Consider the following 15,078-nt stretch of genomic DNA (forward strand, 5'->3'; position numbering starts at 1 on the left):
GCACCGGAGATCACGGGGTCGCGCGCACGACGCCATGAGCAGGCACTACTGGCTTGCGGTCGACTGGATTCAATCACCCAGCTCCTCCCGGAGCCCGACCTGTTTCTCTATGCGTATATCCGCCGCGAAGCGCTTGTCTCCAGTCAGATCGAGGGGACCCAGTCTTCGTTGTCTGATCTGCTGCTCTTCGAGCTGGATTCCCTTTATCCAACCGGCTCCTGTGCGAGATGCATGCGCGGTTGCTCGCGCGCGGTCGCGGCGCCCGGATGCAGCCCGGAGCATTCCGCCGATCACAGAACTGGATTGGCGGGACGCGGCCCGGAAACGCCCGTTTCGTCCCTGCGCCGCCTGAGTATGTGCAGGACGTGATGGCTTCGCTGGAGGCGTTTCTGCATGAGGAGGAGCTGCCTTTTTCGGCGTTGATCAAGGCCGCGCTTGCCCATATGCAGATTGAGACGATCCATCCATTCCTCGATGGCGTGCGCTACGACGGGGACTGGGAGGCATGGCTGGATTTCTTCCTGGAGGGGGTTCAGGTCACCGCCACGGGCGCTGTCGACACGGCGGATCGGCTGGTGACGCTGTTCCGGGAGGATGCGCAACAGATTCAGACTCTTGGGCGGGCATCCGCCAATACCCTCCGGGTCTTCGACGCACTTCGTTCGCGTCCGGTGGCATCCATAAAAGACCTCCGGCGGCGTAGCGATCTCAGTGCGCCAACGGTTGGCCGGGCGGTTGATGCCCTCGAAGAAATGGGGGTTGTCGACGAGGTCACGGGCCGTCAGCGCGATCGTGTCTATGTCTATCGCCGCTACCTCAATATCCTCAACGAGGGGGCGGAGCCGCTGTGAAGGGCCGCATTGAAGGCTTGATCCGTTTGCTGCAGACTAATGATCACTTTGGTTTGGGTGCCACGGCATCCGATTAAAAGGGAACGCAGTGCAAGACTGCGGCTGCCCCCGCAACTGTGAGCGGAGAGCGAAGCCCCGATATGCCACTGTCGCCACGGCGATGGGAAGGTGGGGCCAAGCGTTGACCCGCGAGCCAGGAGACCTGCCAGAGCGATCACCCATTTCCGGTGCGGGGCGCGCCAGGGAAGCGGCACTACCGCAGCGGTGACAGTCGCCGGTCTGCGGTGGGCTGTCCGATGAGGGCCTTCGCAGACCACGTGTGTCTGTCGGCGGGAGCCATCCCGCCCGAACGCCAAGGGCCTCAATCAAATGAACAAAGCGATCCCTCTGACCGCACTGGCGCTGGCCGCCGGTGTGTCGACGAATGTCTACGCGCAAACCAGCCAGACCACCGAGCTTGAACCGATCATCGTCTCCGGCGGCATATCCCCGGTCGCCGCGGATGAATTCGGCCGCTCGAACACCGTCATCACCCGCCGCGATATCGAAGACAGCGGCTACGCCACCGTCCAGCAGGCGCTTGAAGCGCAGCCGGGGGTTTCAATCAACGGGACGGGGCCGAACGATCGGCAGATTCGCATTCGCGGCGGTGAGGGTAACCACACGCTCGTGCTGATCGACGGCGTCCGCGCCGCTTCAGGCGATAACGAATTTTTCCTGCGCGGGTTGGACACGAGTTACATCCAGCGGATTGAGATCCTGCGGGGCCCGCAGTCGGTTCCCTATGGCACGGATGCCGCAACGGGTGTTGTCAATATCATCACACGCGAGGCGGGTGAAGGAGTCGGCTTCGGCGCGTCAGCCGAGTTTGGTGAAGGTGATCGTCAGAGTGCCTATGTCACCCGCGGCACTGAGAACAGCAAGCTGTCGCTATCGCTATCCAACCTGAACGACGAAGGCTATGACTTCAGCGGGAGCGGTGGTGAGAAAGACGGCACCCGCTGGGAATCAGCGATTGCGAAAGGTGCAGTAGATCTATCTCCCAGCGTAACGGCAGGGTTTAGTTTCCGTATCGCAGACGCGCGTTATGATTTTGACGATACTGACGACTTTCAAAAGTTTAACGGTACAATTTTCAGTCAGGGAGCTGATACCGTAAATGGTTATGTCGAGGATGATCCTACCAAAGTCCGAAACTTAACTCAGAGAGCTGCTAGCAGTTACATCGAGGTCATGTCACCTGACGAAACGTACAGCCATAAACTTCGTGCTGATCAAACCTCTAATCTTACAGATAACTCATTGAGTGGTGACACAGAGACCGATGTCTTCAGTTATCGCTTCCAGGCGGCTATTGATGGCCACTCATTGGATTCCTCCAGTTCTCGATTGAGCTTTCTTGTCGAGAGTCGCACAGATGAGACCAACTACGCTGAAGACCGTCGGACTAATGATTCGCTAGCATTAGAGTACTCAGGATGGGCAACTGAGGACATCAGTCTTCAGTTAGGTGTTCGCTATAATAATAGCAATAAGTTTTCAAACTCCTTTGGTTGGAGTGCTGCGACAAGTTATTACCTGGAAGATGACTCCCGAATCCACTTTTCTGCGGGACAGTCTACTGTTTATCCCGTTTCCCTTGAGTCGGAATTCGCTGATGTTGATATAGAGAAGAATCGCGGATTTGATATAGGCTTTGAAAAGCCAGTGCTCTCTGGCCGTGGAGTGCTTGACATCACCTACTTCAAGGAAGTTTTGGTCGACAAAATCGTCTACCCTAACCCATACAGCTTTACAGCGCAGAACTTGGATGGGGATACTGACCGCCAAGGAGTAGAATTACAGGGAGATTTTTCTCTCACTTCCACGCTTACTGTTGGCTTTGCCGTCACGCATGTCGAATCCGAGACGCCCGATGGAAAAACGGAAAATAGGCGCCCTCGTAATGAGGTGGGCATCAATGCCTTGTGGGAACTGCCTGCGATTGCCAGTTCGGTGTCCGGCAACCTGCGGTACGTCAATGGTCTTTACGACAACGAAAACTGGAAAGAAGGAGCACCGCAGGCGAGACTGCCTGACTTCACTGTTGTTAACCTGGCGGCTACTCATTCTTTAACGGATCATGTGGATCTGACTGCGCGCATCACCAACGCACTCGATGAGGACTATCAAGAGGTCTTAGGGTTCGCGACCCGTGATCGTGCCGCGTTTGTGGGTATCCGCACATCATGGTGATTCGGAGATGGCGCGATAGATTATCCGGGCTGCTGCTCCCGGCCGCGCTCTTCCTCGCCACGCCGGTGCTGGCGGCGGCGGACACGCCCCAGCGCGTCGTCTCCATGAACCTGTGCACTGATCAGCTCGCCATGCTGGTGGCGGGACCTGAGCAGTTGATCTCGGTGTCGTCCCTGTCTCAGGACCCTGCCAACTCGGCGATGGCGGATCGTGCCCGGCAGTATCCCGTCAACCATGGGCGGGCCGAGGAGATCCATGTCCTCGAGCCTGACCAGGTGATTGCCGGACGTTTCAGTGCCACGACCACCGTGTCGATGCTGCGGCGGCTGGACATCCCCGTCGCGGTGTTTGAGCCGGCGACCTCCCTGGACGATGTGCGCGATAACCTGCGGCGAATGGGAAAAGTGCTGGGGCGGTCCCAGCGGGCCGAGGCGCTGGTCCGGCAGTTTGATCGGCGCCTGGACGCCATCCGTGCTGCCAGGACTCCGGTGCAAGGGGCGGATGCGGCGTTGTTCTTTCCCAACGGCTACACCCGCGGTGAAGAGACCCTCATCGGTGACATCGTCGAGACGGCGGGTTTCGACAATGTGGCGAGTGATCTGGGCGTGACGCGGGGGGCGATGCTGCCGCTGGAGCGGCTGGTGATGGCAGGCCCGAATCGGGTGATCACGGCCAGTCGGGGGCCGGGTTACTCGCGCTCGGAGGCGATCATGCAGCATCCGGTCCTCGAGGAGATCGCGCCGTTCGGCGTCCATCGGGGGCTGGGTAACGCTGACTGGGTCTGCGGGACGCCGCATGTCCTTGACGCCGTCGAGCGGATGGCATCCCTGCTCCAGCGCCCGGCTGGTGAGCCATCTCCATGACCCGATTGCTGGCGGTCCTCGGGGTTCTGCTGGTGGCGCTGTTCGGGGCGTCGCTGGTGGTGGGCCCGGCTCCGATTGGTCCGCTGAGCAGTCTTGAGGCGCTGTTCGACGGTGGACAGACGCCGCTGTCACTGGTGATGCGTGAGATCCGTCTGCCGCGCGCCATTCTGGCGGTCATGGTGGGGGCCAGTCTTGGCCTGTCGGGGGCGGCGATGCAGGGCTACCTGCGTAACCCGCTGGCCGAACCCGGATTGTTGGGGATTTCGGGCAGCGCGGCGCTGGGGGCGGTGCTGGCCATCCAGACCGGGCTGGCAGCGGATTTTGCCCTGGCGCTGCCGCTGGCGGCCCTCGCCGGCGCGCTGATCGGTGTGCTGCTGATCACCCTGCTGGCGGGCCGGCAGGGCGGCACGCTCAGCCTGATTCTGGCGGGGATCGCGATTTCGGCCCTCGCCAGCGCCCTGGTGTCACTGGTCCTCAACCTCTCCCCTAACCCGTTCGCCACTAGCGAGATCGTATTCTGGATGATGGGATCACTCGCCGACCGCTCCATGCACCATGTCCTGCTGGCGCTGCCGTTCGTGCTGCTGGGCGCCCTCTTGCTGCTGACCCTGGGCCGGCCACTGGATGCGATGACGCTGGGCGAGGACACCGCTGAGGCCATGGGCATGCGGGTGCGCCGGGTGCGCTGGCGGCTGATCATCGGATCAGCACTGGTGGTGGGGGCCAGCACCGCCGTGGCCGGCACCATTGGTTTTGTCGGCCTGGTCGTTCCGCATCTGATCCGCCCCTGGGTGGGCGCAATGCCCGGTCGGCTGCTGGTCAGCAGCGCGCTGGGCGGAGCCGCCATGGTGCTGCTCGCCGATGTGCTGGTGCGGGTGATACTGCCGGCCTCGGACCTCAAGCTGGGTGTGGTGACGGCCCTGATCGGCGCGCCACTGTTTCTGCACCTGATCTACCAGACGCGCCGGACGCTGGCATGAATGCCCTGACCATCCGCGATTTTTCGGTGTCGCTGGGGGACAGACCGGTCCTTGAGCACGTCAATCTCCACATCCAGCCCGGCGAGCTGGTCGGGTTGATCGGCCCCAACGGGGCGGGCAAGACCAGCCTGATGCGCGCGGCGCTGGGGCTGATCCCGGCCACCGGGCACTGCTCGCTGGCGGGTCTGGATGATCGCAGCCGCGCCCGGACTGTGGCCTGGATGCCCCAGGACCGCAGCGTCGCCTGGCCGATCAGCGTCGCGGCGCTCGTCATGCTGGGTCGGATGCCGCACCGGATGCCGGGTCAGCGCCCGAGTGCGGAGGATCATGAGCAGGTGGCCGCGGCGATCCGGCAGGTGGGGCTGGCCGGTTTCGAGCAGCGGGCGGTGACGCGGCTTTCAGCCGGTGAGCGCACCCGGGCCCTGATTGCGCGCGCCCTGGCCCAGCAGACCCCCCTGATCATGGCCGATGAGCCGATCGCGGGACTCGACCCGGCGCATCAGATCACCACCATGGAGACGTTTTCCGGGATTGCGGCCAGTGGCGGTTCAGTGCTCGTGTCGATGCATGATCTGGGGCTGGCGGCCCGTCACTGCACGCGGTTGATCCTGGTGGGAGAGGGGCGCGTAGTGGCCGACGGTACGCCCCACGAGGTGCTGACCGCCGATCACCTGGCCCGGATCTTTCATATTGAAGCGTTTCTGCGCTCCACCGATCACGGCCCGGTCTTTCAGTCGCTGCGCGTCCTCGGCCCGTAGCTTTTCGAGACGAACGCCACCTCGGTATCGCCCCGCCGCTGGTTGATCACCAGAATCATCGCAAAAAACAGATTGCAGAGGATGTTGCAGAACCGCGGCAGGACATCGGGCACCTCGATGCCGGCCTCCTCGATGCGCACCATCTGCCGGATCGCCTTCTTGGCGCCGGAGCGGGCCAGGTTGAGGAATGGGACAGGCACGTCGCCGCGGGGCAGGACGAAGCCGTCGGCCCGGCCGTCGGCCTCGTTGCGATAGTGGTCGAGCCGGGCCTTGGCCCAGGTCAGGTCCGCCTCCTGGATGGCCAGCCGGCCACGGATCGAGCCATTCAGGTGAAAGGCGAGGGGCTGGAGGGTGTCCAGATCGGCGTGCAGGTCGGTCATTTCCGCGGGCAGGCTCGAGAGCGCCGCACCGATATTGCCGCAGAGCTCGTCGGTGATGACCTCGAAATCGCACAGTGGCGAGGTTTCGTGGATGAACGGGTAGCAGACTTCGTCAAGATCGGCGCTTCGTTGCATGGGTTATGTCCTGCTCATCAGTTATTCTTCAGCCCATGACACTGAGCATTATGACCGCCAATCTCAATGGCATACGCGCGGCCCAGCGTAAGGGGTTCTTTGAGTGGCTCGACGCTGAGCGCCCGGATGTCCTGTGCATTCAGGAGACCAAGGCCCAGCAGGCTCAGCTCGAAGGCGGGCCGTATTTCCCCGACGGCTATCACGCCGCCTTTGCCGATGCCGAGCGCAAGGGCTACAGCGGCGTGGCGGTGTATAGCCTGCGCGAGCCGGACGCCTACCATCGGGGCATCGGCATTGACGAGATCGATCGCGAAGGCCGATGGCTGGAGGCGCGGTTCGGCAATCTGAGCGTCGTCTCGTTCTACATGCCCTCGGGCAGCTCCGGTGAGCATCGTCAGGGCATCAAGGATGCGTTCATGGAGCCGCTGCTCGAGCGCCTGAAAACGATGGCGGCGGATGGCCGCGAATACATCATCGGCGGCGACTGGAACATCGCCCACACCTGGCGCGACCTGAAGAACTGGCGCTCCAACCGCAAGAACTCGGGCTTTCTGCCCCACGAGCGCGAGTGGATGGACCGCCTGCTGGGCGAGGCCGGGTTCGTGGACGCGTTCCGGCAGGTCAACGACCGCGACGATGAATACACCTGGTGGTCATTCCGCGGTCAGGCGTGGGCCAATAACACCGGTTGGCGCATCGACTATCAGATCACCACGCCGGGGATCGGGGCGCGGGTCCAGGACGCCCGGGTGCACCGTGCCGACCGGTTCTCGGACCACGCTCCGCTGACCGTTGATTACGACTGGCCGGATCCGTCCTCGGCATCCAGCCGCTTGAGATAGTCGACGATATCCGAGGATTCATACATCCACTCGACGCGACCGTCCGGGTACTCGATGCGCAGGCACGGCACCATGCCCTTGCCGCCGCCCTCGATCAGTTCCTGACGCCGACCGGGCTCGCGCAGGATGTTGCGCGACTCGAACTCGACGCCCAGGTCGCTGGTCGAGCGCCGGACGCTCTGGCAGAAGCCGCAGAGTTCGTGTTCGTAGAGTGCGAGATGGTTCGGTTTTTCCATTCTGATCCTCACTGACCGGATTCAAGGGTGTCCAGATAACGCTCTGCGTCCAGCGCGGCCATGCAGCCACTGCCCGCCGAGGTAATGGCTTGCCGGTAGACATGATCCATGACGTCGCCGGCGGCGAACACCCCGGGCACGCTGGTGGCGGTGGCGTTGCCTTCAAGACCGCTTTTGACCCGGATATATCCCCCGCTCATGTCCAGCTGGCCCTGAAACAGCTCAGTGTTGGGGCGATGGCCGATGGCGATGAATACACCCGTCAGCGCGAGATCGTCGGTGGAGTCGTCAACACGGCTGCGCAGGCGGGCGCCGGTGACGCCGCTGTCGTCGCCCAGGACCTCGTCCAGGGTGCTGTTCCAGCGAATGCTGATCTGCCCGGCGTCGACGCGCTGCTGGACCTTGTCCTGGAGGATTTTCTCGCCGCGGAACCGGTCGCGGCGATGGATGATGGTGACATGCCGGGCGATGTTGGACAGGTACAGCGCCTCTTCGAGCGCGGTGTTGCCTCCGCCCACCACGGCCACCTCCTGATTGCGGTAGAAAAACCCGTCGCAGGTGGCGCAGGCCGACACGCCCTTGCCCATGAACCGGCTCTCGGAGTCGAGGCCCAGATACATGGCCGAGGCACCGGTGGAGATCACCAGGGCATCCGCGGTGTACTCGCCGCTGTCGCCGATCAGGCGCACGGGCTTTTCGCCCAGCTCGGCGGTGTGGATATGATCGAAGCGGATGTCGGTCCCGAAGCGCTCGGCGTGCTGGCGCATCCGCTCCATCAGATCAGGACCCTGCAGGCCCGAAACATCGCCGGGCCAGTTGTCCACATCGGTGGTGGTGGTCAGCTGCCCGCCCATCTCCATGCCGGTGACCAGCACCGGCTCGAGGTTGGCGCGGGCGGCATAGACCGCGGCGGTGTAGCCCGCCGGCCCCGAACCGAGGATCAACAGGCGGCAATGACGCGCTTCGGACATGACGGACTCCCTGTGCGTTAAAACCCTATTTTCCATCGCCCCGCGTCGGGGCGTCTACCGTTGCGGGCGCGGGTTGGTATTTCATGATGATCAGGACCAGTCCCACGGCGGGCAGGCCGAGCAGCGCCGAGAGGGTGAAGAAGGTGGGATAGTCCATCGCATCCACGACGATCCCGCCGAATCCGCTGAGGAATTTGCCCGGCAGCGTCATCAGCGAACTGAACAGCGCGTATTGGGTGGCGGTGTAGCGGACGTTGGTCAGGCTTGATAGCCAGGCGATGAACACCGACCCGGCCAGACCGCCTGACAGGTTGTCGGCGCTGATGGTCAGCACCAGGGCATGGGTCGCGCCGTCCTGACCGGCCATCCAGGCGAACAGCAGGTTGGTGACCGCCGCCAGAAAGGCGGCGGCGAGCAGCGGCCGCAGGATACCGAAGCGGGTCGCCAGCGAACCGCCCAGCAGTGCACCCAGAATGGTCATGCCCAGCCCCCAGGCCCCGCTGATGTTGGCGATCATCGCCTTGCTGTAGCCCAGATCGATGTACAGCGGATTGGCCATGCTGGCCATGGCGATGTCGGTCACCCGAAAACTCGCCACCAGCGCCAGCATCACCAGCGCAAAGCGCCCGAAGCGGCTGAAGAAATCGCGCACGGGGGCGACGACCGCGCTCAGCAGCCAGGCCAGCGTGGCGCGCAGCCAGACCGGCATGTCCGGGTGCCGGGCGACGAAGGCTTGGGCCCGGGCGTCTGCCCCGCGCGCCAGACGATCCTGCTCGGCGACCGGCTCGGGCCGCAGCAGCACGGTCAGCATGCCAATGCCCATCAGCCCGGCCATGCTCAGATAAGCCGCCCGCCAGCTGAGCAGATCGGCGAGATACAGGGCGCCGGTGTACGAGGCGAGGATGGCGATGCGGTAGCCCAGCTGATAGGCGGCGGCCAGGGCCGCCTGGTGGCGATCGATGTCGCACTCGATGCGAAAGGCGTCGATGGCGACATCCTGGGTGGCGGATGAGAACGCCACCAGCAGCGCCAGCAGCGCCACCGGCAACAGCGCCGCCTGCGGATCGGCGAAGGCCATGCCCGCCAGCCCCGCGGCGATGCCGATCTGCCCGAGCAGGATCCACGACCGGCGCCGGCCCAGCGCCCGTGTCAGCCCCGGCACCGGCAGCCGGTCGACCACCGGCGACCAGATGAACTTGATCGAATAGGTGATGCCCACCCAGCTGAAAAAGCCGATGGCACTGCGGCTCACCTCCATCTCGCGCAGCCAGGCACTGAGCGTGGCAAACACGAGCATGAACGGCAGTCCCGCCGAAAAGCCCAGAAACAGCATGGCAAGGACGGTGGGACGGCGATATATGGTGATCGCCTCGCGCCAGCGCCCGATCCGGGTTGTTTGCTCCATACACGCATCGTCGGGGAAGGCGCGGGGCGGAGCAAGCTTTCTTGATCACCCATGGCCGTTTGGTCAGAATGAATCGTTCAGGGGGAGTCCGGTCGGCGCTTTTGCCGTCCGGACTTTTTGTTGGCCGGGAGGGCCGCACCAATGAGTGAAAACCGCAGCGACGCGCCATTGCGCGAGGATATCCGCCAGTTGGGGGGCCTCCTTGGCAGTACCATCCACGAGCAGTCGGGCGCGCATGTCTACGAAACCGTTGAGGAGATCCGCGGCCTGGCGAAAAGCGCCCGGGCGGGGGATGAGGCGGCGGCCCGCGCGCTGGAAAAGCGTCTGGGTGAGCTGCCCGATGAGCTGATCGTCCCCGTGGTGCGGGCGTTTTCGCAGTTCCTCAATCTGGCCAACATCGCCGAGCAGCATCACCGCATCCGCCGTAGTCGGGCGTGGGTCCGTGACACCCAGACCGGGCCGCTGCGCGGCTCGCTCGAGGAGTTTTTCAAGCGCATGGACGCCGCCGGCAACACCGGCGAGTTGCACGAGACCATCGCCAACCTGGATATCGAGCTGGTGCTGACCGCGCACCCCACCGAGGTCATGCGCCGGTCGCTGCTGCAGAAGTACAACCACATCGCCGAGTTGCTGGGACAGGGGGATCGGCTCGATCCCACGCCGGAGGAGATCGAAGAGGTCCACCAGGCACTCAAGCGCGAGATCACCGCCGCCTGGGAAACCGACGAGATCCGCCGTCGACGTCCGGCGCCCCAGGACGAGGCACGCTGGGGGCTCGCGGTCATCGAGCAGACCCTGTGGGATGTGGTGCCGCATTTTCTGCGGCGTCTGGACCGCAACCTCAAACGCCAGACCGGCACGCCGCTGGCGCTGGACTCCGCGCCCATCCATTTCGGCTCCTGGATGGGCGGCGACCGCGACGGCAACCCGCGGGTGACCGCAACCGTGACCCGCGAGGTCTGCCTGCTCAATCGCTGGAAGGCGGTGGAGCTCTACGAGCAGCAGATCAACGCCCTGATCGAGGACCTGTCCCTGCAGTGCGCCAGCGACGAGCTGCGCGGCTGGGTGGGTGATGCCTGGGAGCCCTATCGAACCGCCCTCAAGGCGGTCCGCGACCGGCTGCTGGCCACGCGGCACTGGCTTGAGGCGCGTCTGGCGGGGCGGCAGCCCACCGACGGGCTGATCTACTGGCGCACCGAGGAACTGCGCGAGCCGCTGATGATCTGCTACCGCTCGCTGCATGAAAGCGGCGCCGGCATGATCGCCGAGGGGCGGCTCAAGGATCTGCTGCGCCGGCTGTCGGTATTTGGTCTGACCTTGATGCGCGTCGACATCCGCCAGGAATCGACCCGTCATACCGATGCGCTCAACGCCCTGACCGAGGCGCTTGGCATCGGGAGCTACGCCGATTGGGACGAGGACGAGCGCCAGCGCTTTCTGGTGCGCGAGCTGGACAGCCGCCGGCCGCTGATCCCCCGCGACTTCGAGGCCGATGAAGAGGTCACCGAGGTGCTCGATACCTGTCGCGTCATCGCCGAGATGGGCGCCGATTCGCTGGGTGCCTACGTGATCTCCATGGCCTCGAAGCCCTCCGACATCCTCGCCGTCAAGCTGCTCCAGAAAGAGGCCGGCGTGCGCTCGCCGCTGCGCGTGGTGCCGCTTTTTGAAACGCTCTCCGACCTGCAGGGCGCTCAGGCCTGTCTCGATCAGCTGATCGGCATCGACTGGTACCGCGAGCACATCGACGGCGTCCAGGAAGTCATGATCGGCTATTCCGACTCGGGCAAGGACGCCAGTCATCTGACCGCGGCCTGGGCGCTCTACCAGACCCAGGAGCAGCTGGTGGAGAGTGCCCGCCGCCATGGCATCAGCCTCAAGCTGTTCCACGGCCGGGGCGGTTCCATTGGTCGTGGCGGCGGCCCCACGCACGCCGCCATCCTCTCGCAGCCACCGGGTTCGGTGGACGGTCGTCTGCGGGTCACCGAGCAGGGCGAGGTGATCCAGGCCAAGTTCGGCCTGCCGGGCATTGCCGAGCGCAACCTCGAGCTTTATATCACCGCGGTGGCCGAGGCGACGCTGGTGCCGCCGAATCCGCCCGAAAAGGGCTGGCGTGAGGTCATGGATCAGCTCGCGGGACGCTCCTGCGAGGTCTACCGCGACATGGTCCGGGAGACGCCGGAGTTCATCGAATACTTCCGCCACGCGACGCCCGAGCACGAAATCAGCCATCTGGCCATCGGCAGCCGGCCGGCCCGGCGCAAACCGACCCAGGGCGTGGAAAGCCTGCGTGCCATCCCCTGGATCTTCGCCTGGACACAGACCCGGCTGCTGCTGCCGGCCTGGCTGGGGGCCGGCAGCGCCCTGGCGGAAAGCCTTGAGGCGGGTCGGCGCGACACACTGCACCATATGTACGAGGCGTGGCCGTTTTTCCGGGCGTTCATCGACATGCTGGAAATGGTGCTGGCCAAGAGTGACCCCGCAGTGGCCGCCTGGTACGACGCCCGGCTGGTGCCCGAATCGCTGCATGGGCTGGGTGAGGGGCTGCGCGAGCGCCATGACGAAACCCGGCGGACCGTGCTCGAAGTCAGTCAGCATGCCCAGCCGCTGGATGATGCGCCGGTGGTGCAGCGCTCGGTGGGCCTGCGCAACCCCTACGTCGATCCCCTCAACCTGCTGCAGGTCGAGCTGCTTGATCGGGTGCGCCACGGCCACGAGGAAGACCTGCGCGATGCCCTGATGATCTGCATCAACGGCATTGCCGCCGGCATGCGCAACACCGGGTAGCCCATGCAGCCGTATCAGCACGATCTCATCGACTTCGCCCTCGAGCGTCAGGTGCTGCGCTTTGGCACCTTCACGCTCAAGTCGGGGCGCCAGAGCCCATACTTTTTCAATACCGGGCTGTTCAGCTCGGGCGAGGCGCTGCGCCGGCTCGGGGCCGCCTACGCCCGGCGGGCGGTGGATGCGGGGCTGGCCTTTGACGGCGTGTTCGGGCCCGCCTACAAGGGCATCCCGCTGGTCTCGGCCCTGTCCATGGCGCTGGCCGCTGAGCATGGGATCGACTGCCCGTGGTCGTTCAACCGCAAAGAGGAAAAGGACCACGGCGAAGGCGGGTCTGTGGTGGGGGCGCCGCTGTCGGGCCGCGTGCTGATCGTCGATGACGTGATATCGGCGGGGACCTCGGTGGCCGAGAGCGTCGCGCTGATCGAGGCGGCCGGGGCCCAGCTGGCCGGCGTGCTGGTGGCGCTGGACCGCCAGGAGCGCGGTCAGGAAGCGCTATCCGCCACCCAGGAGGTCGCCGCGCGGCACGGTGTGCCGGTCATCGCCATCCTCACCGTCGATATCCTCATGGAATACCTGGCGCGCCAGCCGGATCGGGGCGGCGACCTGGCGGCGATGCGCGAGTACCGCGCCCGCTACGGCGCCTGACGCCGGCGCCCGCCGGTGATGGCCGGCAGATGACGCTCGAGCAGCAGCGCCAGCGCCGCGGCGATCGCCAGGCTGAGCGCCACGGCGAGAGCGCTGCCGGCCGCCAGCATCCAGTGTGACGAAGTCGGCAGGTTGGCCTGCATCCACGCGGCGAGCGGCGGGTTGGCGAAGTGGTAGAAAAACCCATGCAGGCAGTAGATGATCAGGGTGACCTCACCCAGACGCTGTAGCCCGGTCCATGCCGGTACCAGCCGCGCGATCAGGATGATGGTGGCGGTACCGACCAGCGCGGTCAGCGGGAACAGCAGCGGGTGCCCGACCGTGCCGAACATCATCACCACCACGTCGAGCAGCCGGAACGGTCCCTGATTGAGGTTGTAGGTGAGGGTGATGATGGCAAGGCCCGCGACAGCCGCCAGTGCCACGCCATAGGGCGGGAACGAGCGCTCCAGCACGCCGGTGCGGCGGACCAGAATGCCGGTCAGGTAGAACGCGTAGCCCAGCGGCACCACATGGGCCATCCACATGATCAGGCCCGCGCTCAGCACATCGACCTCGCGGTTGAAGACGTACCCGATGACGTAAAAACCGATGATCGCCGCGACAAGCGCGGTGTTGCTGCGCCACAGACGGCCGATGGCGCCGTGGAGCAGCTCGAGGACGACCAGACTCGCCAGAAACCACAGCGGGATGCTGAAGGCGGGCAGGCCCCGGGCGGTGCTGATCAGCCCGGCGATATAGCCGTCGGCACCGCTCAGATCCACCGTGGGAAACCAGCCCGGCACGCCCGCCAGCGCCACGCCGGCCGGCAGCAGGGCAAACACCGCGTAGGGCACCAGACGCCCGCGGGCAATGCGCTTGAGCAGCGCCCCCCAACCCTGCGTCAGCCGGCGCTCGTTGTGGACGATCCCCGAGAGCACATAGAAAAGCGGCATGTGAAAGCTGTAGACCCACTTGTACTGGGCGGCCGCCGCGGCGCTGTCCAGGTACATGACCTGCTCGACCAGATGACCGTAGAACACCAGCGCGATGGCCAGAAACCGCGCCGTGTCGATGCTGCCGATGCGCGGGCTCGGGCTCGGGCTCATGCGGCGTCCGCGCCGTGGATCAGTGTGCCGACGCCGCTGTCGGTCAGCAGCTCCAGCAGCACGGCATGCTCAACCCGCCCATCAATGATGGTGGCGGCGCCGACGCCGTCGTGCACGGCTTCCAGCGCGCAGTCGACCTTGGGCAGCATGCCGCCCTGGATGGTCCCGTCGTTGATCAACTGCTGCACCCGGGCGGCGTTCAGACCGGTCAGCAGGCACCCGTCGCCGTCGAGGATGCCGGCGGTGTTGGTCATGAGGATGAGCTTTTCCGCCTTGAGGGTACGCGCCAGGTGACCGGCGACCAGATCGGCGTTGATGTTGTACGAGGTGCCCTGGTCGTCGACACCGATCGGCGCGATCACCGGGATGAAGTCGGCCCCATCGAGCAGTGTCATCAGGGCGGGGTCGATGCCGGTGACCTCGCCGACGTGGCCGATATCGATGATCTCCGGGGCCTGTTCCGCCGGCCCGGTGCCGGTGAGGGTGAGCCGCCGCGCCCGGATGAGCCCGCCGTCCTTGCCGCTCAGCCCCACCGCGCGGCCGCCATGGGTATTGATCAGGTTGACGATGTCTTTGTTGACCAGTCCGCCGAGGACCATTTCAACCACGTCCATGGTCTCGGCATCGGTGACGCGCATGCCCTGGACAAATTCGGTCTGCTTGCCGATCTGCGAGAGGACATTGCCGATCTGCGGGCCGCCGCCATGGACGATGACCGGATTGATGCCCACCAGCTTCATGAGCACCACGTCCCGGGCGAAGCTCTTTTTCAGGTCATCGTCGACCATGGCGTTGCCGCCGTATTTGACCACCACGGTGCGGCCATGGAACCGCCGGATGTAGGGCAGGGCCTCGGTGAGGACGTGGGCGACCTGACTGGGCGGCGTGGCATCAGTATTCATGGG

At 64.8% G+C, this 15,078-nt stretch carries 14 protein-coding genes, 1 pseudogene and 1 riboswitch; of the genes and pseudogenes, 9 read left to right on the plus strand and 6 right to left on the minus strand.

The genetic code is table 11. The features are described 5' to 3' along the window. Positions 1–72: 72 nt before the first annotated feature. The 6 genes and pseudogenes from BBH56_RS09665 to BBH56_RS00170 all read left to right on the plus strand — a co-directional run. A pseudogene (locus BBH56_RS09665) lies at positions 73–141 on the plus strand (hypothetical protein); the annotation flags it as partial. Positions 142–227: 86 nt separating this feature from the next. Beyond that, on the plus strand, positions 228–851 hold the full coding sequence (locus BBH56_RS00150; RefSeq protein WP_318262555.1) for a Fic family protein: 624 nt from the start codon (positions 228–230) through the stop codon (positions 849–851). A 32-nt stretch (positions 852–883) separates the two neighbouring features. Then, a riboswitch (cobalamin riboswitch) is annotated at positions 884–1,075 on the plus strand. Between the two features lie 145 nt (positions 1,076–1,220). Continuing rightward, positions 1,221–3,086 carry a TonB-dependent receptor plug domain-containing protein gene (locus tag BBH56_RS00155; RefSeq protein ID WP_148121538.1) on the plus strand — a complete coding sequence of 622 codons (1,866 nt, stop codon included), beginning with the start codon at positions 1,221–1,223 and terminating at the stop codon, positions 3,084–3,086. Continuing rightward, a complete protein-coding gene (locus BBH56_RS00160) occupies positions 3,080–3,949 on the plus strand; it encodes an ABC transporter substrate-binding protein (protein ID WP_148121539.1) in 870 nt (289 codons plus the stop codon). Before BBH56_RS00155 ends, BBH56_RS00160 begins: the two co-directional genes overlap by 7 nt. Next, positions 3,946–4,929 carry a FecCD family ABC transporter permease gene (locus BBH56_RS00165; protein ID WP_148121540.1) on the plus strand — a complete coding sequence of 328 codons (984 nt, stop codon included), beginning with the start codon at positions 3,946–3,948 and terminating at the stop codon, positions 4,927–4,929. Before BBH56_RS00160 ends, BBH56_RS00165 begins: the two co-directional genes overlap by 4 nt. Next, the gene (locus tag BBH56_RS00170; RefSeq protein ID WP_148121541.1) at positions 4,926–5,687 is read left to right on the plus strand and encodes an ABC transporter ATP-binding protein; all 762 of its coding nucleotides are present in this window, start codon (positions 4,926–4,928) and stop codon (positions 5,685–5,687) included. Before BBH56_RS00165 ends, BBH56_RS00170 begins: the two co-directional genes overlap by 4 nt. Here BBH56_RS00170 and BBH56_RS00175 read toward each other — a convergent pair. Continuing rightward, positions 5,660–6,202 carry a hypothetical protein gene (locus tag BBH56_RS00175; protein WP_069133884.1) on the minus strand — a complete coding sequence of 181 codons (543 nt, stop codon included), beginning with the start codon at positions 6,200–6,202 and terminating at the stop codon, positions 5,660–5,662. The two genes, BBH56_RS00170 and BBH56_RS00175, sit on opposite strands and share 28 nt — an antisense overlap. 35 nt (positions 6,203–6,237) lie before the next feature. On the opposite strand from BBH56_RS00175, the gene BBH56_RS00180 reads away from it, so the two are divergent. Beyond that, entirely contained in the window at positions 6,238–7,044 is an 807-nt protein-coding gene (locus BBH56_RS00180) for an exodeoxyribonuclease III (RefSeq protein WP_148121542.1), read from the plus strand. Here the strand turns inward: BBH56_RS00180 and BBH56_RS00185 are convergent. The 3 genes from BBH56_RS00185 to BBH56_RS00195 are packed head-to-tail and all read right to left on the minus strand — an operon-like array spanning position 6,999 to position 9,656. Further along, on the minus strand, positions 6,999–7,280 hold the full coding sequence (locus tag BBH56_RS00185; RefSeq protein ID WP_144347031.1) for a glutaredoxin family protein: 282 nt from the start codon (positions 7,278–7,280) through the stop codon (positions 6,999–7,001). The two genes, BBH56_RS00180 and BBH56_RS00185, sit on opposite strands and share 46 nt — an antisense overlap. Before the next feature lie 8 nt (positions 7,281–7,288). After that, positions 7,289–8,251, minus strand: coding sequence for a thioredoxin-disulfide reductase (gene trxB, locus BBH56_RS00190; protein ID WP_148121543.1), 963 nt, complete (start codon positions 8,249–8,251; stop codon positions 7,289–7,291). Positions 8,252–8,276: 25 nt separating this feature from the next. Next, complete coding sequence (locus BBH56_RS00195) at positions 8,277–9,656, minus strand: AmpG family muropeptide MFS transporter (protein ID WP_148121544.1); 1,380 nt, start codon at positions 9,654–9,656, stop codon at positions 8,277–8,279. A gap of 141 nt (positions 9,657–9,797) precedes the next feature. Between BBH56_RS00195 and ppc the strand changes: the two genes are divergently transcribed. Further along, entirely contained in the window at positions 9,798–12,440 is a 2,643-nt protein-coding gene (gene ppc, locus BBH56_RS00200) for a phosphoenolpyruvate carboxylase (RefSeq protein ID WP_144347033.1), read from the plus strand. A 3-nt stretch (positions 12,441–12,443) separates the two neighbouring features. Continuing rightward, positions 12,444–13,085, plus strand: a complete 642-nt coding sequence (gene pyrE, locus BBH56_RS00205; protein ID WP_144347034.1) for an orotate phosphoribosyltransferase — start codon at positions 12,444–12,446, stop codon at positions 13,083–13,085. Here pyrE and BBH56_RS00210 read toward each other — a convergent pair. Further along, positions 13,073–14,173: an acyltransferase family protein gene (locus BBH56_RS00210; protein WP_148121545.1), complete on the minus strand. Its 1,101-nt coding sequence runs from the start codon at positions 14,171–14,173 to the stop codon at positions 13,073–13,075. The two genes, pyrE and BBH56_RS00210, sit on opposite strands and share 13 nt — an antisense overlap. After that, positions 14,170–15,075 carry an acetylglutamate kinase gene (gene argB / locus BBH56_RS00215; protein WP_148121546.1) on the minus strand — a complete coding sequence of 302 codons (906 nt, stop codon included), beginning with the start codon at positions 15,073–15,075 and terminating at the stop codon, positions 14,170–14,172. Before argB ends, BBH56_RS00210 begins: the two co-directional genes overlap by 4 nt. Positions 15,076–15,078 lie beyond the last annotated feature (3 nt).

The sequence above is a fragment of the Spiribacter roseus genome (assembly GCF_002813635.1).
Lineage (GTDB): Bacteria > Pseudomonadota > Gammaproteobacteria > Nitrococcales > Nitrococcaceae > Spiribacter > Spiribacter roseus.